This window comes from Streptomyces sp. NPDC033131 (assembly GCF_055578365.1).
This window is the reverse complement of sequence record NZ_JBVIPA010000008.1, coordinates 136,963-161,277: the sequence shown is the minus strand read 5'-3', so window position 1 is coordinate 161,277 and position 24,315 is coordinate 136,963. Positions and strand designations below refer to the sequence as shown.

17 protein-coding genes and 1 pseudogene are annotated in these 24,315 nt (G+C 71.8%); 5 read left to right on the top strand and 13 right to left on the bottom strand.

The window, feature by feature from the left end; genetic code table 11:
* Positions 1 to 53: 53 nt before the first annotated feature.
* From ACZ5XS_RS13680 to ACZ5XS_RS13660, 5 genes are all read right to left on the bottom strand, one after another.
* On the bottom strand, positions 54 to 1,628 hold the full coding sequence (locus ACZ5XS_RS13680) for a PucR family transcriptional regulator (protein ID WP_468650829.1): 1,575 nt from the start codon (positions 1,626 to 1,628) through the stop codon (positions 54 to 56).
* Positions 1,629 to 1,656: 28 nt separating this feature from the next.
* Positions 1,657 to 2,943, bottom strand: coding sequence for an aspartate aminotransferase family protein (locus ACZ5XS_RS13675; RefSeq protein ID WP_468650827.1), 1,287 nt, complete (start codon positions 2,941 to 2,943; stop codon positions 1,657 to 1,659).
* Positions 2,940 to 3,782, bottom strand: a complete 843-nt coding sequence (locus ACZ5XS_RS13670) for a nitrilase-related carbon-nitrogen hydrolase (RefSeq protein ID WP_468650825.1) — start codon at positions 3,780 to 3,782, stop codon at positions 2,940 to 2,942. Before ACZ5XS_RS13670 ends, ACZ5XS_RS13675 begins: the two co-directional genes overlap by 4 nt.
* A 284-nt stretch (positions 3,783 to 4,066) precedes the next feature.
* Positions 4,067 to 5,995, bottom strand: a complete 1,929-nt coding sequence (locus ACZ5XS_RS13665) for a hypothetical protein (protein WP_468650823.1) — start codon at positions 5,993 to 5,995, stop codon at positions 4,067 to 4,069.
* A 145-nt stretch (positions 5,996 to 6,140) separates the two neighbouring features.
* Entirely contained in the window at positions 6,141 to 6,392 is a 252-nt protein-coding gene (locus tag ACZ5XS_RS13660) for a helix-turn-helix domain-containing protein (protein ID WP_468650821.1), read from the bottom strand.
* Between the two features lie 32 nt (positions 6,393 to 6,424).
* Between ACZ5XS_RS13660 and map the strand changes: the two genes are divergently transcribed.
* Both map and ACZ5XS_RS13650 read left to right on the top strand, forming a co-directional pair.
* Positions 6,425 to 7,192, top strand: a complete 768-nt coding sequence (gene map / locus ACZ5XS_RS13655; RefSeq protein WP_468650820.1) for a type I methionyl aminopeptidase — start codon at positions 6,425 to 6,427, stop codon at positions 7,190 to 7,192.
* Between the two features lie 247 nt (positions 7,193 to 7,439).
* On the top strand, positions 7,440 to 9,983 hold the full coding sequence (locus tag ACZ5XS_RS13650) for an ATP-dependent Clp protease ATP-binding subunit (RefSeq protein WP_468650818.1): 2,544 nt from the start codon (positions 7,440 to 7,442) through the stop codon (positions 9,981 to 9,983).
* Between the two features lie 3 nt (positions 9,984 to 9,986).
* Here the strand turns inward: ACZ5XS_RS13650 and ggt are convergent, their stop codons facing one another.
* Entirely contained in the window at positions 9,987 to 11,783 is a 1,797-nt protein-coding gene (gene ggt / locus ACZ5XS_RS13645; RefSeq protein ID WP_468650816.1) for a gamma-glutamyltransferase, read from the bottom strand.
* Between the two features lie 119 nt (positions 11,784 to 11,902).
* On the opposite strand from ggt, the gene ACZ5XS_RS13640 reads away from it, so the two are divergent.
* A complete protein-coding gene (locus tag ACZ5XS_RS13640) occupies positions 11,903 to 12,661 on the top strand; it encodes a hypothetical protein (protein WP_468650814.1) in 759 nt (252 codons plus the stop codon).
* 125 nt (positions 12,662 to 12,786) lie between these two features.
* Entirely contained in the window at positions 12,787 to 14,352 is a 1,566-nt protein-coding gene (locus ACZ5XS_RS13635; protein ID WP_468650812.1) for a CocE/NonD family hydrolase, read from the top strand.
* A 47-nt stretch (positions 14,353 to 14,399) separates the two neighbouring features.
* Here the strand turns inward: ACZ5XS_RS13635 and ACZ5XS_RS13630 are convergent, their stop codons facing one another.
* From ACZ5XS_RS13630 to ACZ5XS_RS13620, 3 genes are all read right to left on the bottom strand, one after another.
* On the bottom strand, positions 14,400 to 14,594 hold the full coding sequence (locus tag ACZ5XS_RS13630; protein ID WP_468650810.1) for a hypothetical protein: 195 nt from the start codon (positions 14,592 to 14,594) through the stop codon (positions 14,400 to 14,402).
* Positions 14,595 to 14,611: 17 nt separating this feature from the next.
* A complete protein-coding gene (locus ACZ5XS_RS13625; protein ID WP_468650808.1) occupies positions 14,612 to 15,355 on the bottom strand; it encodes an amino acid ABC transporter ATP-binding protein in 744 nt (247 codons plus the stop codon).
* 126 nt (positions 15,356 to 15,481) lie between these two features.
* Positions 15,482 to 15,889 carry a DUF6278 family protein gene (locus tag ACZ5XS_RS13620; protein ID WP_217238998.1) on the bottom strand — a complete coding sequence of 136 codons (408 nt, stop codon included), beginning with the start codon at positions 15,887 to 15,889 and terminating at the stop codon, positions 15,482 to 15,484.
* Between the two features lie 350 nt (positions 15,890 to 16,239).
* On the opposite strand from ACZ5XS_RS13620, the pseudogene ACZ5XS_RS13615 reads away from it, so the two are divergent.
* Positions 16,240 to 17,144: pseudogene (locus ACZ5XS_RS13615) on the top strand (SGNH/GDSL hydrolase family protein); the annotation flags it as partial.
* Between the two features lie 20 nt (positions 17,145 to 17,164).
* Here the strand turns inward: ACZ5XS_RS13615 and ACZ5XS_RS13610 are convergent.
* From ACZ5XS_RS13610 to ACZ5XS_RS13595, 4 genes are all read right to left on the bottom strand, one after another.
* Entirely contained in the window at positions 17,165 to 17,944 is a 780-nt protein-coding gene (locus tag ACZ5XS_RS13610; RefSeq protein WP_468650806.1) for an exodeoxyribonuclease III, read from the bottom strand.
* A gap of 63 nt (positions 17,945 to 18,007) precedes the next feature.
* Positions 18,008 to 18,643, bottom strand: a complete 636-nt coding sequence (locus ACZ5XS_RS13605; RefSeq protein WP_468650804.1) for an MBL fold metallo-hydrolase — start codon at positions 18,641 to 18,643, stop codon at positions 18,008 to 18,010.
* A gap of 33 nt (positions 18,644 to 18,676) precedes the next feature.
* Entirely contained in the window at positions 18,677 to 19,978 is a 1,302-nt protein-coding gene (gene pcaDC, locus ACZ5XS_RS13600) for a bifunctional 3-oxoadipate enol-lactonase/4-carboxymuconolactone decarboxylase PcaDC (RefSeq protein WP_468650802.1), read from the bottom strand.
* Between the two features lie 1,060 nt (positions 19,979 to 21,038).
* Entirely contained in the window at positions 21,039 to 24,089 is a 3,051-nt protein-coding gene (locus tag ACZ5XS_RS13595) for an FG-GAP-like repeat-containing protein (RefSeq protein ID WP_468650800.1), read from the bottom strand.
* Between the last annotated feature and the right edge of the window lie 226 nt (positions 24,090 to 24,315).

Here is a 24,315-nt window from a genome sequence, read left to right as displayed (position 1 = left end):
CACCCTGCTGTGGGCCCATGTTTCACCGCCGTTTTCCCAGGTCGTCGCATGTTTCAAGCCTGTTGCGCGTCGTGCGCGAGGAGCGCGATGTGCACCGAGGCGGCCTGCTCGAAGTCGTCGAGGTCCACGCCGAGCCGCCCCTGTATGGACTCCAGCCGGCGGTAGAGCGCCGGGCGGGAGACGTGGTGGAGCTGGGCGGTGCGGGACTTGTTGCGGCCGGTGGCGAGATAGGTGCGCAGTACGGCGAGCAGGTCCTCCCCGGCCCCGCACAGCAGCCCGTCCAGCTCGCGCTCCGCGAAGGACTGCACATGCGGGTCGTCACGCAGCAGCCGTATCAGACCGCGCAGGTGGACGTCCTTCAGGCGTACGACGGCCGGGAGGTCCAGGACGGCCGAGGAGTCCGCCACGGCGTCGGCGACGTGCAGGGCCTCGCGCAGCCCGGCGGGGACGTCGTCCCAGTCGGTGCGCGCGTCGGCCGCGGCCACCACGGCCTTCGAGGACCCGGACTCGGTGCGCAGCCGGGCCGCGAAGTGCGCGGCGAGGGCCGTCGCGTCCTGGTCGCGGGCGAGGCTCAGCAGGACGGCGACGGCTCCGTCGGCCAGTTCGGCGACGAGTCCGGGCATCCCCACCATGCGCAGGACGCGGTCGAGCTGGGCCGGTTCGCCGTCGCGTACGACCAGCGGGACGAAGCTGCGCCGGTTGACGGGGAGTCCGGCCGCGCGGGCCCGCGGCAGCAGTTGCCGTGCCGGGACGATCCCGCTGACCAGGTCGGTCAGCAGACCCTGCGCGGACTGCTCCTCCCAGCTGTGCGTGGAGTTGCCGCCGAGCATGCGGTGCAGCACGAGGGCCTCGGCGGCCCGGTCGGCGAGCAGTCGCCCGCCGGCGGTGTCGCCTCGGTAGCCGCAGAGCGTGATCCGGCCCCACCGCTCTCCCCGTCCGGCCAGCTCCGCGCGGATCCAGCCGTCGACCTCGTTGCCGCCGGCCTGACGGGCGATGCGCTCCCAGTCCCGCAGCACGTCGTCCACGGCGGGCCGCTCCCCCGCCGTGGCGAGGACGCGGTGGGCGAGGTTGGTGACGACGACGGGACAGCCGCTGTGCTGGGCGACCTCGTCGAGCAGACGCTGCAGCGGGGCGCCCGCGGTGATGAGTCCGGTGAGCGCGGTCCGTACCGCCTCGGAGAGGCTGACGGCGGCGAACTTCCGCCGCACCAGCCGGGACTGGACCTCCTCCGTCAACTCGGCGAAGGGAAAGGGCCGGTGCAGGACGATCATCGGCAGCCCGCACCGCTCGGCGGCGCGGCGCATCACGTCCGGCGGGGTGGGGAACGCCCGTCCCAGGCCCAGCACGACGGCCGCGGCCTCCGCGCGGTGCAGGGACTGGATGTACTCGGCCTGCGCGCCCTCGTCGCCGGCGAGCAGCACTCCGGTGGTGAGGACCATCTCGCCGCCGCTGAGCATCACGCCCACGTCGCAGGCCTCGGCGACGTGCACCCAGCGCACGGCCCGGTCGAGCTGACCGGCACCTGCCACCACCTCGGGCTCCCCGGCGAGGACCCGCTCCAGCGTCAGGACCTGGCGGACCGACAGGGTCGGCTGCACCTGCTCCCAGGTCTCCAAGGTGGTGGTCATGGCGGCGTTTCCCTTGTTCGGAGTGCTGCTACTGGATGCTCCTCAGAGCCTCTTCGAGGATCGCGGCGCCTTCCTCGGCCTCCGCGACGGTCAGGGACAGCGGCGGGGCGACGCGCAGGGCGCTGGTGTCGTGGCCGCCGCCCTTGCCGATGAGCAGCCCGCCCTCGCGGGCCGCCTCGAGTACGGCGGCCGCGGCCTGCGGGTCGGCCTGGTCGGTGCCGGGCCTGACCACCTCGATGCCGAGCATCAGGCCGCGCCCGCGCACCTCCCGCACGGCCGGAACGTGTGCCGCGGCAGCCCGCAGCCGCTCGATGAGCAGTCCGCCGACGCGTCGGGCGTTGCCCTGGAGGTCGTGCTCCAGCAGGTACGTCAGGTTCGCCAGGCCCGCCGCCATGGTGATCTGGGTGCCGCCGAACGTCGAGATGCTGTTGGCGTCCAGGCAGTTCATGATCTCGCCGCGGGCGACGACCCCGCCGATGGACATGCCGTTGCCGATGCCCTTGGCGAAGGTCATGATGTCCGGCGGACCGTTCTGTCCGTGTGCCTGCCAGCCCCAGAAGTGCTCGCCGGTGCGGCCCCAGCCGGTCTGCACCTCGTCCGCGATCCACAGGATGCCGCGCTCCTGCAGCACCTCGCGGAAGGCCGCGTACAGGCCGTCCGGCGGGGAGGTGAAGCCGCCGACGCCCTGGATGGGTTCGGCGATCAGGGCGGCGGGCGGGCGGGTGTGGCCGAGCAGGTCGGTCAGGTCGTCGACGCAGGCCGCGATGAAGTCGGCGTCGCTGAGCGAGGCGTAGGGGCCGCGCGTGCGCACGCCTCCGTGGACGTACAGCGTCTGCAGCGGGGACAGCGACGTGGGTGACCAGCCGCGGTTGCCGGTGATGCCGACCGCGCTGAAGGAACGGCCGTGGTAGCTGTTGCGCATCGCCAGGACGGTGTTGCTCCGGCGGTACGTCGTCGCCAGCATCAGGGCGGTGTCGTTGGCCTCGGTGCCGGAGGTGGTGAAGAAGACGCGGGCGTCCGGGATGCCGCTCAACTGGGCGACCCGTTCGGCCAGTTCGACCATCGGCCGGTTGAGGTAGAGCGTGGAGGAGTGGATGATCCGCCCGGCCTGCTCGCTCACCGCCTTGGTGATCTCGGGCAGGGCGTGCGCGGTCATCGTCGTCAGGATGCCGCCGAAGAAGTCGAGGTACTTGTTGCCCTCGGCGTCCCAGACGTACCGGCCCTCGCCGTGGGTGATCTCCAGCGGGTCCTCGTAGTAGAGGGCGAGCCAGTCCGGCAGGACGGAGCGGTGGCGGCCCAGCAGGTCCTTGGTCACGGCTGCACCAGCCCGTCGTAGGCGTCGGGACGGCGGTCGCGGTAGAACGCCCACTGCTGCCGTACCTCTTCGATGAGGTCGAAGTCGAGGTCCCGTACGACGAGTTCCTCTTCCTTGTCATTGGCTGTGTCCCCGACGAACTGTCCGCGCGGGTCGACGAAGTAGCTCGTCCCGTAGAAGTCGTTGTCGCCGTACTCCTCGATGCCGACCCGGTTGATCGCGGCGATGAAGTACTCGTTGGCGACGGCGGCGGCGGGCTGTTCGAGGCGCCACAGGTGGGAGGAGAGTCCGCGGTGGGTGGCGGACGGGTTGTAGACGAGCTGGGCGCCGTTCAGGCCGAGCTGCCGCCAGCCCTCCGGGAAGTGCCGGTCGTAGCAGATGTAGACGCCGACCTTGCCGACGGCGGTGTCGAAGACGGGCCAGCCCACGTTGCCCGGCTTGAAGTAGAACTTCTCCCAGAATCCCTTGACCTGCGGGATGTGGTGCTTGCGGTACTTGCCGAGGACGGTGCCGTCGGCGTCGATCACGGCGGCGGTGTTGTAGTAGAAGCCCGACTGCTCGACCTCGAACACCGGGACGACGATCACCATGCCGGTCTCGCGCGCGAGCTCCTGCATACGACGCGTCGTCGGCCCGTCCGGCACCGGCTCGGCCCAGCGGTAGTGCTCCGGATCCTGGACCTGACAGAAGTAGGGGGCGTTGAAGACTTCCTGGAAGCCGATGATCTTGGCACCCCGGCGGGCCGCCTCGCGGGCGTGCTCCTCGTGTTTCGCCACCATGGACTCGGTGTCGCCGGTCCAGGTGGCCTGGACGAGGGCGGCACGTACGACGTTGGCCATGAGCTGCTCCTTCGACGGTGACGTCAGAGGCGTCTACGCGCGTGTACGCCGACGGTAGAGGGCAAAGTCCCCGCCGGGAAGGATGCCCGCCCACTCGACCGGGTGAATCGCGTCCGATATGCCGCGAGCACCAGCGTGCAGGGTTCTCCTTACGTCGATGTAACCGGGCTGGTTCCAACCCGGCCGGTGTCGATCGCGAGGACGACGATCGCTCGCCGAGCGGCCGCGCGGCGTGAGCCAGGAACCGCTGCCGCGCCGTGACGGGTCCGTCCGGCCCGGCCCGGTCAGGCGCTGAAGCCCGCCACCCGGAGCGCGTGGACCAGGTCCCGGTGGAGCTCGGCCGAGGCGTCCCGGGCGGCCTCCAGCAGGAGCGGGACGAGGGTCTGGGGGTCCGGTTCGACGCTGCGGACGGCCTCCTCGGCGGTGCGGACGCGGACGTAGGCGTCCAGGAGCGCGCGGGCGTCGCCGCGCCGTCCCTGGGCGGTCAGCTCCAGCACGGCCCGGCCGAGCTCGTCGGCGGGCCGCACGACGCCCTGCCGCAGGATCTGCTCCCCGTCGGTGCCGAGCCCCGCGGAGGCCAGGGCGTCGGCCACGGCGACGAGCCGGTCGGGGGGCAGCGAGGCCGCCTCCCACAGCAGGGTCGCCCAGTCGGCGCCCAGCCCGGCGCGCTGCATCTCGGCGGCGAGCAGCGGGTAGCGGACGGCGGGCCAGTAGGCCAGCTCGGCGAGCAGCGCGTGCGCCTCGCCGCTGCGGCCCTCGCCCCGCAGCCGCACCAGCCGCTCGACCGTCCCGGCGGCCTCGCGCCGGGACGCCGCGTCCAGCGACTCGGTCCGCGGCTGCGACCGCGCGTCCGCCGCGGCCCCGGCGTACCGGGCTCCGCGCAGGCCGCGGCCGGTGGCGACAGGTGCGGCGGGCACGTCCGGCACGGCGGTCGGCGGTACGACGACGGGGGCGGCCTCCTCGTCCGCCAGCCCGGCGAAGCGGGCGCTGCCGCGCCGACGCTTGCGTTGCTTCGGGGCGGCGGCGGGCTGCTCCTTCGGGACGGACGGCTCCTCGAAGGCGGGGTCCTGCCGCTCAGGGCCCGAGTGAAGGTCGTACCCGGCGTGACCGGCGTGACCGGTGTCGAAATCGTCTTCCACGGCGGCCGCGAACCGCAGGTCACGCTGTTGCGGCATGCCGGGGAATCCGTCGCCGTACGAGCCGTCGCGCCCCTCACGCCCGTCCGGTCGCGCACCGTAGGAGCCACCACGGCCGTCCGACGGCCCGGCGTGGGCCTCGCGACCGTCCGACGACATTCCGTACGCGTCCCGCCCGTCCGGTGACGCGGCAAAGGCTTCACGCCCCCCGGACGGAGTGCCGTGCCCGTCCCACCCGCCCGACGGCGTGCCATACGCGTCACGGCCACCGGACGGCGCCCCGTACACCTCACGCCCGCCCGACGACGCACCCAACCCCTCACGGCCACCCGACGACGCCCCGTACGCCTCCCGGCCACCCGACGAAGCACCGAACCCCTCACGCCCGCCCGACGACGCCCCGTACGCCTCCCGGCCACCCGACGGCGCCCCGTACCCATCCCGTCCATCCGGCCGGAGGCCAGACGCCCCGCGCCCGTCCGTGCGCGCGTCCGTCTCGCCGATGCGGAACACGGCGCCGCCCCCCGCCGCCCGCGCCCGCCGGATCTCCTCGGCCTTCCCGCCCACCGACCGTCGTTCCAAGTCCTCGATGCGGGCCCGGAGTTCGGCGCAGCGGCGGGTCGCACGTTCGTGGTCGTCGCGGGCCCAGGCGAGGTCGAGGCGGATGGCGTCGGCCTCCTGCCGGGTGGTCGCGGAGGCGAGGAACCGGCCGAGTTCCGCCTGCCGTTCGGCCGCGTAGCGCTGTTCACGGAGCATGACGTCGAAGCGGTCGCCGAGGGCGTCGCGGCCGCCGGGCCGGGCGTCGTGGGCGATGAGCGCGGCGGCGTGCAGGGCGCGGGCGCGGTCCGCCTCCGGGGCGGCGAAGGCGGCACCGTACTCGGTGGCGAGGTCCTGGAGGAGGGCTTCGACGACGTCCCAGGGCGGTATCTCACGGCCGTCGAGGCAGGCCTGCATGCCGTCGGGGTCGCGCTGCCAGAACACGCCGCACCAGCCGGCGCTCTGGTCCAGGCGGCCCAGCAGGTCGTCGAGGTAGTTCGCGAACTCCCGGACCCTGCCGGGGAGTTGATCCAGAGTCATCGCCCAACTCCCTCCAGACCGGAACACTCCGGTCCGTAGGCAACACCAGTCGTGTTACGGGACGGCTACGGGCAGTTTTCCGGGGCTGGACATGACTCTCATTGCGCGATCTTGACGGCTGCGCGGCGGCTGCCCGAGGAGCCCGTCACACGTGCGCCAACGCACAGAGCCCCGCCAGCTCGTCCATGGACAGACCGAGCGCCCGGGCCAGCGCGGCCACCGTGAAGAACGCGGGCGTCGGCGCGCGGCCGGTCTCGATCTTGCGAAGGGTCTCCGCGGAGATCCCGGCGTCGGCCGCGACCGCCGTCATGCTGCGACCACCACGAGCCTCACGCAGCAGCCGGCCGAGCCGTTCGCCGCGTTCGCGCTCTTCGGGGGTGAGGGGGGTGCGTACCATGCCGTCATTGTAATACCGGTATAGTAATTGGCATGGTAGAGCTGAAGACGGACACATCCATCGACGCCATGTACGAGGCCGGCCAGGTCGTGGGGCAGGGCCTGACGGCCGTACGACAAGCCGCTGACGTCGGCGTTTCCCTGCTGGAGCTGGACGAGGTGGCGCACGACGTGCTGCGCCGGGCGGGCGCGGGCTCGCCCTTCCTCGGCTACCGGCCCTCGTTCGCCCCCACCCCCTTCCCCGGCGTCATCTGCGCCTCGGTGAACAACGCGATCGTGCACGGCATCCCCACCCCCTACCGGCTGCGCGACGGCGACCTCGTCTCCATCGACTTCGGCGCCCAACTGGGCGGGTGGGCCGGCGACTCCGCGATCAGTTTCGTGGTCGGCGAGCCGCGTCCGGCCGACGTCACGATGATCGAGACCGCGGAGCGGGCGCTGGCGGCGGGCATCGAGGCGGCGATCGTGGGCAACCGCATCGGCGACATCGCGCACGCGATCGGCACGGTGTGCCGCGCCGGGGGCTACGGCATCCCGGAGGGCTTCGGCGGCCACGGCATCGGCCGCCGCATGCACGAGGACCCCCCGGTTCCCAACGAGGGCCGCCCCGGGCGCGGGTTCCCGCTCCGGCACGGCATGGTCCTCGCCCTCGAGCCCATGCTCATCGGCGGCGGCACGGACGGCTATCACGAGGCGCCGGACGGCTGGACCCTGCGGACCGACGACGGCTCGCGCGCGGCCCACGTGGAGCACACGGTGGCGATCACGGACGCGGGACCGCGGATTCTGACCGCACGCTGACCGACGCCGCTCGTCGCTGGGCGCCCCGGCCGCGACGGGCCCGGGGAGGGAGGCGGCCGGGAGGAGCGCCGGGTCCCGGGAAGGGCCCCGCGGAGTTCTCTGAAGGTGCCCCCTCCCCTCGTTCGTGCGAAGGTGTTCTACGAGCGCGCCCAGGGGTGTAACCACCTGTCACGTGGGTTACCCGACTCCGGCACGTCGATCAGCGAGGGCGTCCCCGGCCCGCGCAGGGACGCCGGATGGGAACGCCATGACCAGCGGCTTCACCGGCTCAGAAGGCTACGACCCCTTCGGAGAATTCCTCGCCCGATTCTTCGGCGGACCGCGCCCCGGTCCCCGGCAGATCGACATCGGGCGGCTGCTCAGTCAGCCCGCCCGGGAACTGGTGCGGGGCGCCGCCCAGTACGCCGCCGAACACGGCAGCCGGGACCTGGACACCCAGCACCTGCTGCGGGCCGCGCTGTCCGCCGAGCCGACCAGGAGTCTGCTCACCCGCGCCGGCGCGGATCCCGACTCCCTCGCGACGGAGATCGACGAGCGCTCGGGCCCGGTCCAGCACCCGCCGGGAGAGGTGCCGCCGCCGACCTCGCTGTCGCTCACCCCGGCCGCCAAGCGCGCCCTGCTGGACGCGCACGACCTGGCCCGGGCCCGCGGCACCGGTTACATCGGCCCGGAGCACGTGCTCAGCGCCCTCGCGGCCAACCCCGACTCGGCGGCCGGGCACATCCTGAACTCGGCCCGTTTCGCCCCGTCCGGTCTCCCCCCGGAGTCGGCCCCGGACGGCGGGCAGACCAGCATCGAACGGCCGCGCTCCGCGTCCACGCCCACCCTGGACAAGTACGGCCGCGATCTGACCGACCTGGCGCGCAAGGGCCGTATCGACCCGGTGATCGGGCGGGACGAGGAGATCGAGCAGACCATCGAGGTGCTCTCCCGGCGCGGCAAGAACAATCCGGTGCTCATCGGTGACGCGGGCGTCGGCAAGACGGCCGTCGTGGAGGGGCTCGCCCAGCGCATCGCGGACGGTGACGTGCCGGACGTGCTCGTCGGGCGGCGGGTGTTCGCCCTGGACCTGACCGGTGTGGTCGCCGGCACCCGCTACCGGGGTGACTTCGAGGAGCGGCTGAACAACATCGTCGGCGAGATCCGCGCCAACTCCGACCGGCTGATCGTCTTCATCGACGAGGTGCACACCGTGGTCGGCGCCGGGGGCGGCGGCGAGGGCGGGTCCATGGACGCCGGCAACATCCTCAAGCCGGCCCTGGCCCGGGGCGAGCTGCACATCGTGGGCGCCACCACGCTGGAGGAGTTCCGCCGGATCGAGAAGGACGCGGCGCTGGCCCGCCGCTTCCAGCCGATCCTCGTCCCGGAGCCCACACCCGCGGACGCGATCGAGATCCTGCGGGGGCTACGGGACCGTTACGAGGCCCACCACCAGGTCCGTTACGCCGACGAGGCGCTGGTCGCGGCCGTCGAACTGTCCGACCGCTACCTCTCCGACCGGCGCCTGCCGGACAAGGCCATCGACCTGATCGACCAGGCCGGCGCCCGGGTGCGGCTGAGCGCCCGGACGAAGGGCACGGACGTCCGGGCCCTGGAGCGCGAGGTCGAGCAGCTGATCACCGACAAGGACCAGGCGGTCGCGGCCGAGCAGTACGAGCAGGCCACGCAACTGCGTGACCGGATCGTCGAGTTGAAGCAGCGGATCACCGAGGCCGGCGGGGACGGCGAGGTGGACGAGGGCCAGCATCTGGAGGTCACGGCCGAGGCCATCGCCCAGGTGGTGTCGCGGCAGACGGGTATCCCGGTGAGCAGCCTCACCGAGGAGGAGAAGGACCGGCTGCTCGGCCTGGAACAGCATCTGCACGAGCGGGTCGTCGGTCAGGAGGAGGCGGTCCGTGTGGTCGCCGACGCGGTGATGCGCTCCCGCGCCGGGCTCGCCAGCCCCGACCGGCCGATCGGCAGCTTCCTCTTCCTCGGCCCGACCGGGGTCGGCAAGACCGAGCTGGCCAGGGCGCTCGCGGAGGCCCTGTTCGGCAGCGAGGAGCGGATGGTCCGCCTGGACATGAGCGAGTACCAGGAGCGGCACACCGTCAGCCGCCTGGTCGGCGCCCCGCCCGGGTACGTGGGGCACGAGGAGGCCGGCCAGCTCACCGAGGTCGTGCGCCGGCACCCGTACTCGCTGCTCCTGCTCGACGAGGTGGAGAAGGCGCACCCGGACGTCTTCAACATCCTCCTCCAGGTCCTCGACGACGGGCGGCTGACCGACTCCCAGGGCCGCACGGTCGACTTCACCAACACCGTCATCGTCATGACCAGCAACCTCGGCTCCGAGGCCATCACCCGGCGTGGCGCGGGCATCGGCTTCGGGGCGGGCGGCGCCGAGGCGGACGAGGAGGCGCGGCGCGAGCAGATCCTGCGCCCGCTGCGGGAGCACTTCCGGCCCGAGTTCCTGAACCGGATCGACGAGATCGTCGTCTTCCGCCAGCTCACCGCCGAGCAGCTGCGGCAGATCACCCACCTGCTGCTGGAGCGGACCCGCCGGCTGCTGGACGCGCAGGGCGTCGCGGTCGACTTCACCGACGCGGCCGTCGGCTGGCTCGCCGAGCGCGGCTACCAGCCGGAGTACGGTGCCCGGCCGCTGCGCCGGACCATCCAGCGCGAGGTCGACAACCAGCTGTCCCGGTTGCTCCTGGACGGCCGTGTCGCGAACGGCGGCCGGGTGACGGTGGACGCCGAGGGCGGACGGCTCGCGTTCCGTACGGGGGACGTGCCGCCCGCCCCTGAGCTGTGACCCCTACGGCGCCGGGTGCACGACCATCGCCGAGCCGCCGCCGCGTCGTACCTTCTCGGCGGCGGCCAGCCACTTCCCGCCCGGCAGCCGCTGCACGGCCGTCGCCGCGCCGATCTCCGGGTTCAGCCTGAAGGAGTGCCCGATGGCCTCCAGTTGCCTGGCCGTCTCGCTGCCGTGGAGCCCGGGTTCGAGCTCGGTCTGGGCGGCGTTGCGCTGGCTGGCGCGCGGCGCGGCGATCGCGTCGACCAGCGGCATCCCCCGGTCGAGGAACTGGGTGAGGGTCTGCAGCACGGTGGTGATGATGGTCGCGCCGCCGGGCGAACCCAGCGCCACCACCGGCCTGTCGCGCTGGTCCAGCACGATGGTCGGCGAGATCGACGACCGCGGCCGCTTGCCCGGACCGGGCAGGTTCGGGTCGTGGACGGCCGGATTCGCCGGGGCGAAGGAGAAGTCCGTCAGCTCGTTGTTGAGGATGAACCCGCGGCCGGGCACCGTGATGCCGCTGCCGCCGGTCTGCTCGATGGTGAGCGTGTAGGCGACGACGTTCCCCCATTTGTCGGCCGCCGTCAGATGCGTGGTGTTCTCGCCCTCGTACGTCGTCGGCGCCGCCGTCCCTGCGGCGCCGCAGGCCGCCGGGTTCCGCGGGTCGCCGGGCGCGACCGGGCTGGTGAGCACCGCGTCGTCCTTGATGAGGCATTCCCGCGAGTCGGCGTACTTCTGTGACAGCAGTTGCTTCGTCGGTACGTCCTCGAAGGCCGGGTCGCCGACCCAGCGCCCCCGGTCCGCGAACGCGATCCGGCTCGCCTCGATGTAGCGGTGCAGGTACTGGACGTCGCTCGCCTTGGACAGGTCCGTGTTCTCCAGGATGTTGAGCGCTTCACCGACCGTCGTGCCGCCCGAGGAGGAGGGTGCGATGGAGTAGACGCCGAGGCCGCGGTACGAGGTCCTGGTGGGCGCCTGGAGTTTGGCGCGGTAGGCAGCGAGGTCCTTCCGGGAGAGGTCGCCCGGGCGGGCGTTCCAGCCCGAAGCGGGGTCCACGGGCGGCTTGTTCACCGTGTCGACGATGTCCTCGCCGAGGTCGCCGTGGTAGATCGCGCCGACGCCCCTTCTGCCCAACTCGGCGTAGGTGCGGGCGAGATCGGGGTTCTTGAAGGTGGAGCCGACGACGGGGAGCCGTCCGCCCGGCAGGAACAGCTCGGCGGTGTCCGGGAAGTAGCGGAACCGGGTCTCGTTGGAGGCCGTCTGCGAGCGGAAGGTGTCGTCGACGACGAATCCTTCGCGGGCGATCCGCTCGGCGGGCTTCAGGACGCTGCCGAGTCCCCTGCTGCCCCACTTGTCGAGCGCCCGCTGCCAGGTGGCGGGCGTGCCCGGGGTGCCGACGCCGAGGCCGCTGCTGACGGCGTCGGCGAACGCGAGGGGCTTGCCGTTCTCCAGGAACAGTCCGGAGTCGGCGGTCAGCGGGGCGGTCTCTCGGCCGTCGATCGTCTGCACCGTGCGGGACTTGGCGTCGTAGTAGACGAAGTAGCCGCCACCGCCGATGCCGGCGGAGTAGGGCTCGGTGACGCCGAGCGCGGCGGCCGTGGCGACGGCCGCGTCCACCGCGTTGCCGCCCTTCCTCAGCACCTCGATGCCGGCGGCGGAGGCGTCCGCGTCGACGCTGGCCACGGCGCCGCCGTAGCCGACGGCGACGGGAACCTTGGCAACGGCTGGACCGTGACCGGTCGGTGGCGCCGCCCCCACCGACACCACGGCGGCCGAGACCGCGAGAACCGACAGTTTCCGAGCGACAGGGCGACGCATCCGAACCTCCAGTCAGAAGACCGTTCGCGCAGCCTATGCGATCGCCATGGCCTCGTCAGGAAGGCGCGAGGAGCCGGTCTCGAACACCGGTTTGCGTTCGCCCGCTAACATGCGCGCCCATGAATGACGACGTGCGCAACATCGTCCTGGGTGTGCTGGCCGCCGGCATCAGTGCCGCGCTCGGCTGGCTGGCCCGGACCTACCTGTGGAAGCGGAAGCTCCGCCGCCAGCAGGCCTTCTTCGGGCTGCCCGACAACTCCGAGTCGCTGCTGGTGGTCAACCGTGGCGCCGGCGGGCCCGACCTGGCGGTGATGCGCTACGACGTGTTCGCGCTCCTCGAACTGGCCGCACTGATCAAGGACTGCAACGCCCACGCCCAGGTCGTCCCGCACGACGCGGCCCGACAGGGTTTCGGTGAGCGCACCGAGTTCTGCGTCGGCGGCCCGGCGTCCAACCGCCGTATGGCCGCGCATCTGTCCTCCCTGCTCCCCGGCGTGCGGGTGAACGTGGACGCTGAACCGACCCCGGACCGCGGGGCCTTCCAGATCGGCTCCGAGCGCTACCGCGTGGACGTCGGCAGGACCGAGTACACGCTCCTGGCCCGGCTCACCGTCGACGAGAGCCACGGCACCCGCCCCGTCTTCCTCTTCTGCGGTCAGACCGCGATCACCAACCAGGCCACCACGCGGTATCTCGCCCGCAACCACGAACGGCTGACGCGCAAGTACGGCAACTCGGCCTTCGTCCTGCTGCTGAAGGTGGTCAACTCGCAGGCGTACGGCCCCGACGTCGTCGAACTGGTCGCGGATGTCACCCGGGAGGCACAGGCACCCCTCCCGACCCCGGCGGCTCCGCGCAATTCCCACCGGGCCTCCTAGGTTTCAGCACATTCCACCAATCGTTACTCCCACGTAACTTACCGACGGGTTACCTACGGTAAGAGGCTGACGTTACCGTCGGGTCACTTTGCACTTACACGAGTGACCGAGTGATGGAGTGAACCGTGGGACATCATCGCAAGGCCCTGCGCACCACCACCGTGGGTGCCGTCTCGGCGACGCTGATCGCCGGCAGCGCCCTCGGGTTCGCCCCGACCGCCCAGGCGGCGGCCGCCATCCGCTTCGTCGACATCGCCGGCGACGGCGGCACCGTCCTCAAGGCCAACGTCATCACGCCCGCCGGCGCCGACGGCACGCGCCGCTACCCCCTGCTCGTCATGCCCACGAGCTGGGGTCTGCCCCAGGTCGAGTACTTCGCCCAGGCCCAGAAGCTCGCGAACTCGGGCTATGTGGTGGTCAGTTACAACGTGCGCGGCTTCTGGCAGTCCGGCGGCGAGATAGAAGTCGCGGGCCCGCCCGACACGGCCGACGCGTCCAAGGTCATCGACTGGGCGCTCGCCAACACCCCGGCCGACGCCCGGAAGGTCGCCATGGCCGGCGTCTCGTACGGGGCCGGCATCAGCCTGCTCGCCGCCGCCCACGACAAGCGCGTCAAGGCGGTCGCCGCCCTCAGCGGCTGGGCCGACCTGATCGGCTCGATCTACTCCGGCCGCACCCAGCACGTCCAGGCCGCCGGGCTCCTGGACGGCGCGAGTGTGATCACCGGCCGTCAGGGCGCCGAAGTCCGGCAGGTCTTCGACGACTTCTACGCCTCCAACCTGGCCAAGGAGCCGGAGCTCGTCGCCTGGGGGAAGAAACGTTCCGCTGCGAGCTATGTCGACCAGCTGAACAGCAACGGCACCGCGGTCATGATGGCCAACGCGTGGGGCGACACGGTCTTCCCGCCCAACCAGTACGCGGACTTCTACGAGAAGCTGACCGGTCCGAAGAGGCTGGAGCTGCGCCCCGGCGACCACGCGACCGCCGAGGTCACCGGCCTGTTCGGGCTGCCCAACGACGTGTGGACGGACACCGAGCGCTGGTTCGACCACTACCTCCAGGGCGAGGACAACGGCATCGACCGCGAGCAGCCCGTCCGGCTCAAGTCCCGTTCCACGGGCGGCTACGAGGGCTATCCGGACTGGAAGTCGGTGGGCGCGACGCAGAAGAAGATCTCCCTCGCCGGCACGACCACGATCCGCGCGAACGTCGACTCGGGCGCCAACGGCGGGGTGGTCTTCCTGTCCAGCATCCTCGACCAGGTCGCCCAGCTGCCCCCGGTCGCCTCGATCCCGCTGCTCCCCCGCCGCTGGGCCGCGGTGTGGCAGTCGGAGAAGTACGCCAAGGCCCAACGGGTACGTGGCACCGCGAAGTTGCACACCACCCTCACCCCGGCCAAGGAGAGCGGCACCCTCGTCGCGTACCTGTACGACGTGGGGCCGCTCGGCCTCGGCAAGCTGGTCAGCAACGCGCCGTACACCTTCCACGGGCAGACCCCCGGAAAGCCGTTCGCCGTCGACCTGGAGCTGTTCTCCACGGCCTACGACGTCCCGGCGGGGCACCGACTGGCCCTGGTGGTCGACACGGTCGACCCGCTCTACATCGAGCACAACCCGTCCGGCGCGCAGCTGACCTTCTCCTCGCCGGCCACCGACCCGTCGTACGTGTCGATTCCGCTGCGCGAGCAGTGATCTCCGGCTGCTGCCGGGCGGGTATGGGCTCTCGAGCTGCCACCCCCCTACGGTTTCCGGGCCGTGGGGGGACCCCCACCCGGCAGCAGCGTCATCGGTTCGGCCGTCACGTAGGTGGACAGGCCACCGTACACGTGGTCGTGCCGACGGGCCGTCGGCCCGGGAAAGTCGCGGAGCGCGGGGGCGGTGTTCGTCGGGATTCCCACGACCGGGGCGAAGGGCACACAGGTGGTACGGAACACGGTTCGTACTCCCCCGCTCAGTGCTTGAGGATCTTGGAGAGGAAGTCCTTGGCCCGCTCGCTCTCCGGGTTGGTGAAGAACTCCTCGGGGGAGCGGTCCTCGACGATACGGCCGTCGGACATGAACACGACGCGGTTGGCGGCCGAGCGGGCGAAGCCCATCTCGTGGGTGACGACGACCATCGTCATGCCGTCACGGGCCAGTTGCTGCATGACCTCGAGAACTTCGTTGATCATTTCCGGGTCGAGGGCAGAGGTCGGCTCGTCGAACAGGAGCGCCTTGGGCTCCATCGCGAGGGCGCGGGCGATGGCCACGCGCTGCTGCTGCCCGCCGGAGAGCTGGGCCGGGTACTTGTCCGCCTGGTCGGCGACGCCGACGCGGTCCAGGAGGTCGCGGGAGCGCTTGTCGGCCTGCTCCTTACTGCGTTTGCGGACCTTGATCTGGGCCAGGGAGACGTTCTGCAGGACCGTCTTGTGGGCGAAGAGGTTGAAGGACTGGAAGACCATGCCGACGTCGGCCCGAAGGCGCGCGAGGGCCTTGCCCTCGTCCGGCAGCGGCTGTCCCTCCAGCGTGATGGAACCGGAGCGGATGGTGTCCAGCCGGTTGATGGCCCTGCACAGGGTCGACTTCCCGGACCCCGAGGGCCCGATGACGACGACCACCTCCCCCTTGCCGACGGTGAGGTTGATGTCCTGCAGGACATGCAGCTCCCCGTAATACTTGTTGACGTCACGCAGTTCGATCAACGGATCGACGGCCATGCCCAGCCCTACTCACTCTCAGCTGTGTCGTAGTCGCCGCAACCTATCCGGGCAAGATCGCAGCCACGGCACGACACGCACTTTCCGGGCATTAGCCGTATTTACGCCGGCCTGGGGGCCGGGGATTCACGCTTCGGCGACCTCGGCGTACAGCTGCGAGAGCTCGGGCACCCCGCTGCCGGCCCACTCGTGCCCTGCGGCCACGACGTCGAACTCGCGGCCGGAGGCCAGCCGGATGACGGGCTGGCCGTCGGGCCACAGGTCCCACGCGGCGCCGGGAACCGTGCGCACGATGACCGTGCCGAGATAGAGCCCGGCGTCGTTGCCGAGCCACGGCAGCACCTCCTCGTCGTCGCGCCAGCGCGGCACCAGCTGGTCCAGCGCCTCCAACGAGGCGACCGTGTCGTCGAGTTGGACGCCCTCTCGGGACGCCTGGGAACGCAGCAGTTCGCATTCGGAGAGGAGTTCGGCGATGCCCTCGGGGTCGGGGGCGCCGGGCTTGTCACGCCGGTTGCCCAGAAAAGGGATCTTCATACGCCCAGCGTGTCATCCGCACCCCCGTGCGCACCACAGGCGCGCGGGCCGTCGATTCCGGCCGACTTCACGCCGCGTTCGCGCATGGCTCGTTGACGCGTCACCGGCGTCTCTCCAGTGCCGCGGCAGGCAACGTTTGCCCGTCAGGGAGCGGCGTCCGGTGCGTGCTCTCGGCGTACCGGCCGGAATCCTCGTACTGGACGTACGTGGGCTTTCGGCCGGTGCGGCGACAGTGCGTGCCGGACGTCGCGACGGGGTTGCCGTTGCCTGTCGCGGCACTGGCTCCACGATGCGTCTTCCGTCTCGTCGTGAGCGGGTCGCGAGCGGGTCGTGATCGGGAGGAGTCGGTCGTGCGCCGACGGGTCCGGGGTTGTGCGGTCGTTCTGTCCCTGTGCGCGGCCCTGTTGCCGCAGAGCACCGCAACAGCGGTCCCCGAAGGCAGGGCGGACCCCCTCCCCTTGGAGCGGCTCCTCGACAACACGGCGGTCAGCGACGACGCCCGGCCCGGCGAGGCGGACTTCGACGGGTCCGGCGCCTCCCTGTCGGCACGGGACCTCACAGCCGCCGGCTGGACGCCCGGCCGCACGATCACCGTGCAGGGAGCCCGGCTGACCCTGCCGAGGCGAGCGGCGGCGAACCTGACAACGTGCGGGCCGCCGGTCAGAACGTCCGGCTGGGCGGCCGCGGTGACGGGCTCGCCTTCCAGGTCGCGGGCACGGCCGGGGACCAGGCGAGCGGCACGGTCGCGCACGCGGACGGCACCCGCTCCCCGTACCGGCTGACCGCCCCCGACTGGCACCGCGGCCCGCTCGCCACCGAGGCGGTGACCCTCCCACACCTCAACACAGCCGAGGGCCAACTCACCGAACAGGCCCGGCTGTACGTCGTGACAGAGCCGCTTTCGCCGGGGCGCCGGGTCGTCTCGGTACGGCTGCCGGACACGGCCGGCCTGCACGTGTTCGCCCTGTCGGTGAGGCCCGGCACGCCCGGCTGGAGGGGGAGTTGGGCGGCCGCGACCTCCGGCTACCCGGCTCTGGGGCACCGGCCCCACCGGACGCTCCGGCTCGTGCACACGACGGCGGGCGGGCCTCGGCTGCGGCTGCGGCTGCGGCTGCGGCTGCGGCTGCGGCTGCGGCTGCGGCTGCGGCTGCGGTACGACAACACCTTCGCCGCGGCACCGGTACGCGTCGGGAGCGCGACGGTGGCGGTACAGGCGGCGGGCGCGGCCGCGCGGGATGTGCCGGTGCCGGTGTCGCGACTGCTCTCGGGAGGCGGCTACACGTCCAGGTCCACCACGACCGGCGCGTGGTCCGACGCGCCCTTGCCCTTGCGCTCCTCGCGGTCCACGTACGCGTCGGTGACGGACTTGGCGAACGGCTCGTTGCCGTACACCAGGTCGATGCGCATGCCACGGTTCTTGGGGAAGCAGAGCTGACGGTAGTCCCAGTACGTGAACGGGTGCTCGTACTTCAGGGGCCTCGGGACCACGTCAGACAGGCCCGCCTCGCGCAAGGAGGCCAGGGCGGCCCGCTCGGCCGGCGTGACGTGGGTGGAGCCCTCGAAGGCCGACCTGTCGTACACGTCGTCGTCCGTCGGGGCCACGTTGTAGTCGCCCATCACCGCGAACGGGCGGCTGCCCGCCGCGTCACCCGCGACGGCCGCCTTCAGGGCCTCGAACCACAGCAGTTTGTAGGCGTAGTGCGGGTGGTCCACCTCGCGGCCGTTCGGCACGTACACCGACCAGACGCGGACCGGGCCGCAGGTCGCGGAGATGGCCCGGGGCTCGGGGGCGCCGTCGAAGCCGGGGTCGCCCGGCAGGCCCTTGACCACGTCCTCGATACCGACGCGGGAGAGCACCGCCACGCCGTTCCACCGGCCGGTGGCGTGCACCGCCGCCTCGTAGCCCAGCTCGCGCAGCTGGTCGAGCGGGAACTGCTCCTCGGCGACCTTGGCCTCCTGGAGGCACAGCACGTCGGTGCCGCTGCTCTCCAGCCAGGCCAGCAGCCTCGGCAGGCGGGCGGTGATCGAGTTCACGTTCCAGGTGGCGATGCGCATGCCTGACAACCTACCGGGAGGGTCTGACAACCCGGCCCGCCCGGGTGCCGGGGGCCGGGGCCGTCACACTTCGGCCGACTCCCCCGGCGCCAGCCGCAGGTGCTTCGAGCCGCCGAGGGCGCCGATCTGGTTGTCGTAGACCGGGCGGGCGAGGTCGGTGAGGAGGGCGTCGTGGATGTCGTACGCGCGTTGCGGCCCGACCTCGCGGACGTAGTCGATGACCTCGGAGATCTTGCTCCACGGGGCCATCACCGGAAGCATCAGCGTCTCCACGGCCCGGTCCGGGACGGTGAGGGCGTCGCCGGGGTGGAAGACCCGGCCGTCGTCCACGAGGTAGCCGACGTTGGTGATGCGCGGGATGTCCGGGTGGATCACGGCGTGCAGTTCGCCGTGGACCTGGACGTCGAAGCCGGCGGCGGTGAAGGTGTCGCCGTGGCCGACGGTGTGGACGCGGCCCGGGAAGGCGGCGGAGATCTTCTCCGCGACCGACCTGAGGGTCCAGATCTCGGCGGCCGGGTTGGCCTCCATGGCGACCCGCAGCCGCGCCTCGTTGAAGTGGTCGGAGTGCTCATGCGTGATCAGGATGGCGTCCGCGCCGACCGCGGCGTCCGTCTCGCTGAATCCGCCGGGGTCGAGGACGAGCGTGTGTCCGTCCTTCTCGAGGCGGACGCAGGCGTGCGACTTCTTCGTGAGCTTCATGGCTTCCATCCTGCCCCGGCCACGGCAGGGGGCTCACTCGGTCGGGGTGGTCTCCTCGCGGATGACCTGCTGGGCCACCTTGAACGCGCTGTTGGCCGCCGGTACGCCGCAGTACACGGCCGCCTGCAGCAGCACCTCCTTGATCTCGGCCGGGGTGAGGCCGTTGCGCAGGGCGGCGCGGATGTGGAAGGCCAGCTCGTCCAGGTGACCGCCGGCGACCAGGGCGGTGAGGGTGACGCAGCTGCGGGAGCGGCGGTCGAGGCCGGGCCGGTCCCAGATCTCGCCCCAGGCGTAGCGGGTGATGAACTCCTGGAAGTCCCCGGAGAACTCGTCGGCCTGGGCGAGGGCCCGGTCGACGTGCGCGTCGCCCAGCACCTCGCGGCGGACCTTGAGGCCGGCGTCGTAGGGGTCGGGGCGGCCCATGACCTGGGGCTGCGCCGTGGCCGCGGCGATCTCGGCGCGGGGCGCGGGCTGCGGCGGCGCGGCCGACAGCACCGGCTTGACCGGTGACGCCACGATGGCCGCCATCTGGCCGGTGGTGGAGTCGAAGGCGGGCTGCCAGGCGGTGGAGAAATGTCTCACCAGGAGGTCGGTGACGGCGGCGGGCTGCTCGACCGGCACCAGGTGGGAGGCGCCGGGGACGACGGCGAGCCGGGCGTCCGGGATGCCCGCGACCAGGGTGCGGGCCTCGGCGGGGCCGGTGACCTGGTCGTCCGAGCCGACCAGGACCAGGGTCGGCACACCGACCCGGCCGAGCTCGGGCCGCACGTCGAACGAGGCCAGCGCCTCGCAGGCCGCGATGTAGCAGCCGGGGTCGGTGGTGCGCACCATCTGCACGGCCCACTCGGTGATCGCGGGCTGCGCGGCGGCGAACCCGCCGGTGAACCAGCGGTCCGGGGAGCTGCGGGCGATCGGGTCGAGCCCGTTGGTCCGGACGATCACCCCGCGCTGCCGGAACTCGTCGGCCGTGCCGAAGCGCGGCGAGGCGGCGATCAGGGCGAGCGAGGCGACCCGCTCGGGGTGGCGCAGGGCCAGCTCGATACCGATCGCGCCACCGAGCGCGCAGCCCGCGTAGCCGAAGCGCTGCACGCCCAGTGCGTCGAGCGTGGCCAGCAGCCGGGTGCTCAGGTCGGCGACCGAGCCGGCCGGGTAGGCGGGGGCGCCGCCGTGTCCGGGCAGGTCGAACCGGAAGACACGCCACTGCTTGGCCAGCTCGGGAACCTGCCGGTCCCACATGTGCCAGGTGGTACCCAGGGAGGGTCCCAAGATCAGGACTGGGGCGTCTTCTGGCCCGTCAAAGCGGTATTGCAGGGTGTTCGGTGGTGTCTCGCTCACCCGTCTGAGCCTCTCATCTGTCACGAGATGTCACATCGCCGGGGTGGACCTGGCGGGCCTTGCCCCGCTCCGGTCCTGGCGACGAGAACCAGGTATACATTCTCCGGCATGTACTCGTGGCCGTGTCGGCAGTGGGCCCTCCGGGCGCGTGCCCTCCTTCAGTCGCTACGAGCAACGCTTTCCTCTTTGATCACGGGCTCCAGGCGGTTCAGGAAGCAGCATCGAGTGTGGTGCCACGAACGAGGCTCGGTGTGATCCACCTGGAAATCTTCCGAAATCCCGCCCAACAGCAGCTCGAACACCACACGGTGAACGCTTGGTGGAAGGCTTGGTCGTAGCCGGACGCTCCGAGTTACAGCCACCGGTCCAGAACCAGCAAGCGGACTCCGAAGCCACCTCGCCCCAATCCTGCAGGCCGTACGGCGCGCAAGTCGCTCGTAGAGCCTGACGCGACGGGGCTCGAGAAGCTCCATGAGCCGGTACGCGCGTCGGCGAAGTTGCTTGATCGTGAAGGCGTCGCCCGCCTCATGCGCCAGTTCGTGGCCCGACACCGTGTACGCCTCCCCCAGAGCGAGCACGTTCGTCCGCTCCGACGCTTCCACCGTGCCCCGCCAAGGCCGACCCGTCCCGACTCATCGGCTACACGTGCGCCCGCACCGACGCCTCCGGGCCGCCCGTCGTCTCCGGACAGACGACCCACGCGTAGCACCGCGGCCCGGCTCCACGCCCCGAGGAGCTGATGGAGCGGCGCACCCCCATCGCACAGGCAGCGGCAACCCGCTCCCCGCAAAGGCTCACCGCCCCGACAGCCGCCCTCCCTGGGTTTGTGCCGCAGACCGCCGCTGTGCCCGTGGGTGACCGAGCACAGACAGCCGGAAAGGGGCGGAGCCGATGAGCGGCGAAGCGATCCACATCACCCGCCAGTATTGAGATACCGCGCCATCGCGGAGAGCGCCGGGGACCGCACGACCGAACGTGGTGCGGCGCCTCGCCGGGCGGCCGCCGCACGACTTCCGCACGGTGGTCGCCCGGGAGTCGACGGGCCTCGGCTGAAGTCCGGTCAGAACACGCTCTTGTACCCCTGCCACCCGGTCGCGATCTTCGTACGGGCCCCGAACGACCCCTTGCCGTTACCGGTGTTGCGCCACACCGCGCCCGAGGTGTCCCGGGAGATGATGTCCCCTCTGGCGTCGCCGGTGATGTCGCCGACGCCGACGATGACGTTGTACGACGAGCCCCAGTTCGCGGCGAGCTTCACCCGCGCCTTGAAGCCGCCGGTGCCGTTCCCGTCGTACCGCCACAGGGTGTTCGACTTGTCCTGGGCCAACAGGTCGCCGCGGCCGTCGCCGTTGAAGTCGCCGACGCCCACGATCTTCTTGTACGTCTTCCAGTTGTCGTAGAGCTTCACTCGCGCCGACAGCTTCCCCGCGCTCGTGCCCTTGTAGAGGTACACGGCGCCGGTGGAGCTGTTGCGGGCGATGAGGTCGGGCCGCCCGTCGCCGTTCACGTCCCCCGGCGAGGTCAGGACGTCGTACTGGTTCCAGCCCCTGCCGAGCGAGGTGCGCGGGGTGTCCGTGAGGAAGGCCTGGCCGCGCCAGGTCCGGTACGCCCTCAGTTCACCGCTGCTGAAGCGGACGAGGACGTCGTTCTGGCGGTCGCCGTTCAGGTCGCCGAACGGGACCAGGGTCACCGAGGAGGGCCAGCCCGAGGCGGACATGGCCTTGCCGAGGCCTCCCGTCCCGTTGCCCGGACGGTAGCTGATGACACCGGACGGGCTGAGGGTCATCACGTCGCCGATCCCGTCGGGCGTCCAGGTGTCGTAGTTGGTGAAGTCGCGGCGTACGACGGCTCCGTAGGACACGCGCACCGTCTGGGTGACCGTCAGCGCGGGCCCCGACCCGTCGGCGGGCTGGGCCGTCAGCCTGAAGGTGTACGTGCCGTTGGGGACGTAAACGCCCTTGCCGTCGCGGTCGTCCCACTCCGCGGTCAGGTTGCCCGACACCTCGCCGCCGGAGAGCGTACGGACCACCGTGCCGGTGGCCTTGCTGGTGAGCGTGGCCTTCCAGGAGTCGGCGGGCTTGGAGAGCAACCCGCGCCACTGCCACCACGGGTCGCCGCCGAAGCTGCTCGTCACCTCGGACTCGATCACTCCGAGGGCCTGGGTGGCGGTCCCGCTGGGCACCAGGTGGATCCGCCGGTCCGCGTCGACATAGGCCACGGGACCGCCGAACTTGTCCACGGTCCAGGTCACCCCGCGCCGGCTGGAGCCGCCCGCCGCGAGGTCGCCGATCTTCCGGGTGGCTGCGGTGCCGTCGGCGAAGGAGGTGAGCAGGAGCGCGCCGGCCGCGGTGTCGTGCCGTACGACATAGCCGTCGCCGAGCAGGGCCTCGCCGGACGGGACGGGGATGTTCTTCTTCGCCGTACGGTCCCACACCCCGGCCGCCCGCGTCGAGGTCGGGCCGCAGGACCAGTGGATCCAACGGCCCACCGCCTGAAGCTCCTTGGGGACGCACGGGGCGCCGGTGGCGATCGTGTCGGTGACCTTGCCGGTCTTCAGGTCCTTCGCGGTGACGACACCCGTGCCGGAGCCCGGCGTCCACAACTTGGTGCCCCAGACGGAGGCGGCCGTGACCGAGCGGGTCACGATGGGCTGGAGGTCGGAGTACACGCCGAGGTCGCCGACGTACTGCTTGGCCGGGGAGGAGCCGTTGACGATCGCGTAGCGGCCGGTGACGTCGAGGAGGGCTCCGGAGGCGGAGGGCATCCGGAAGAAACCCGCCGCGTCGTCCTTGAAGACGGACTGGACGTACGAGCCACTGGTGGGGTCGGAGTCGGCGGTGAACGTCACCGCGCGGCCGTCCCCGGTGGCGTACGGGCCCACGTTGTGGCCGTCCCAGCCCTGCCAGGTGGGTGCGCCCGGCGTGCCGTCGGCGGCGATCGGCCTGGTGTAGTACGCACCCATGAAGCTGGCGTCGGCCTCGTCGGTGGCCAGCGTGCCGTTCTGCAGCGACAGCCGGTCGATCCTCGCGGCGACCGGCGGTACCGCGGTCAGTTCCCTCAGCGTCGGGGCGGCCGCCCCCGTGTCGGCGACCCGGCGCACCGCCCAGGCGCCGGAGTCGGTGCCGCCCACGGCCAGCAGGCCGCCGTCCGGCGCGCTGACGAGGGAGGTGTTCGCGTGCCGGAGCAGGGTGACCGGGTCACCGCCCGTCAGGGGTACGGCCATCAGCCGCTCGCCGGACTTGTCGACCCAGTCCTGCGGGCTCGCCGGCACGGAACGGGCCACCACCAGCCAGTTCCCGGCGATGCCCACGGACGGGGTGCCCTCCGTGCCGGGCAGCCTCAACGCCGTTGCGGGGGCGGAGAGGTCGGCGCGGTCCAGGACGCGGGCGGACCAGGCACCGGACCACCACACCAGCCGGTCCGCGCTCAGCGCGACGCCGGTCGGCACGACGTTCAGGGTCACGTCGCCGGTGACTTTCGCGGTGGCCAGGTCGACCAGCATCAGGTGCTGCACACCGTTCGGCTGCGCGTAGTTGAGGACGGCGGTGGTGCTGTCGCCGCCCAGGACGGTGAAGTCGGTGGTGACGCCGGTCGGCCATCCCTCGACGGGGGTGCCGTCGGCGGGCGCGCCCGCGCCGTAGAGCCACGGCGTGCGGTTGCCGTCGGTGTCCCGGGCCTGGGTCAGCACGTGGGTGCCGAAGGTGGCCTGGTAGGTGCCGTGGGTGAGGGCGACGTCCGTCCTGGTGCCGGCGGCCATGTCTCTGAGGACGACCTTCTCGGTGGGCGAGACGACCTCGGCAACGATGTCGGACGACGAGCCCAGGTACCCGGGGATCTCCAAGGAGGGCAGTTCGCCCAGTTCGGTCGTCGCGCCAGTGGCGTACGACGTCCACAAGTAGCCGGAACGGCCCTCCTGGGCATGCAGGTAGCCACTGTGCCCCGCGCTGCGGATCCGGTCCGCGCGCGGGGCGTAACGGTTGGACTGGAAGACCTTCTCCACCGGCAGGGCGGTGCCGGCGGAGGCGGTGGCCGCGCCGGTGATCCCTCCGGCGGTCGTGGCGAGGACCGCCAGTGCGGCTATGACCCCGCGGGCAGTGGTACGTCTGGCCAACGTCGGCTCCTGGGCCTCTGGTTCGGAACAAAGGCAGAGCATGACGGGACGACGGCGGCCCAACAGGCGCGCGTCACATGAACGGTGGAATGTCCCCGGCCCCCCGGCCGTCCCCCCAAGCACAGCCGCATGAGGCTAACACCAGCCTGTGCGGCCGTGCCGGTCACTCCCCCTGTGGGAAGACCGGTCACCAGGAGCCGTTCCTCCAGCGGTTGGCCTCGCCCTG

What these genes read in the sequence shown, in the direction of transcription:
- ACZ5XS_RS13680 (WP_468650829.1), bottom strand. Translation starts at nt 1,628, where the DNA reads ATGACCACCACCTTGGAGACCTGGGAGCAGGTGCAGCCGACCCTGTCG.
- ACZ5XS_RS13670 (WP_468650825.1), bottom strand. Translation starts at nt 3,782, where the DNA reads ATGGCCAACGTCGTACGTGCCGCCCTCGTCCAGGCCACCTGGACCGGC.
- ACZ5XS_RS13665 (WP_468650823.1), bottom strand. Translation starts at nt 5,995, where the DNA reads ATGACTCTGGATCAACTCCCCGGCAGGGTCCGGGAGTTCGCGAACTAC.
- ACZ5XS_RS13660 (WP_468650821.1), bottom strand. Translation starts at nt 6,392, where the DNA reads ATGGTACGCACCCCCCTCACCCCCGAAGAGCGCGAACGCGGCGAACGG.
- map (WP_468650820.1), top strand. Translation starts at nt 6,425, where the DNA reads ATGGTAGAGCTGAAGACGGACACATCCATCGACGCCATGTACGAGGCC.
- ACZ5XS_RS13650 (WP_468650818.1), top strand. Translation starts at nt 7,440, where the DNA reads ATGACCAGCGGCTTCACCGGCTCAGAAGGCTACGACCCCTTCGGAGAA.
- ggt (WP_468650816.1), bottom strand. Translation starts at nt 11,783, where the DNA reads ATGCGTCGCCCTGTCGCTCGGAAACTGTCGGTTCTCGCGGTCTCGGCC.
- ACZ5XS_RS13640 (WP_468650814.1), top strand. Translation starts at nt 11,903, where the DNA reads ATGAATGACGACGTGCGCAACATCGTCCTGGGTGTGCTGGCCGCCGGC.
- ACZ5XS_RS13625 (WP_468650808.1), bottom strand. Translation starts at nt 15,355, where the DNA reads ATGGCCGTCGATCCGTTGATCGAACTGCGTGACGTCAACAAGTATTAC.
- ACZ5XS_RS13620 (WP_217238998.1), bottom strand. Translation starts at nt 15,889, where the DNA reads ATGAAGATCCCTTTTCTGGGCAACCGGCGTGACAAGCCCGGCGCCCCC.
- ACZ5XS_RS13610 (WP_468650806.1), bottom strand. Translation starts at nt 17,944, where the DNA reads ATGCGCATCGCCACCTGGAACGTGAACTCGATCACCGCCCGCCTGCCG.
- ACZ5XS_RS13605 (WP_468650804.1), bottom strand. Translation starts at nt 18,643, where the DNA reads ATGAAGCTCACGAAGAAGTCGCACGCCTGCGTCCGCCTCGAGAAGGAC.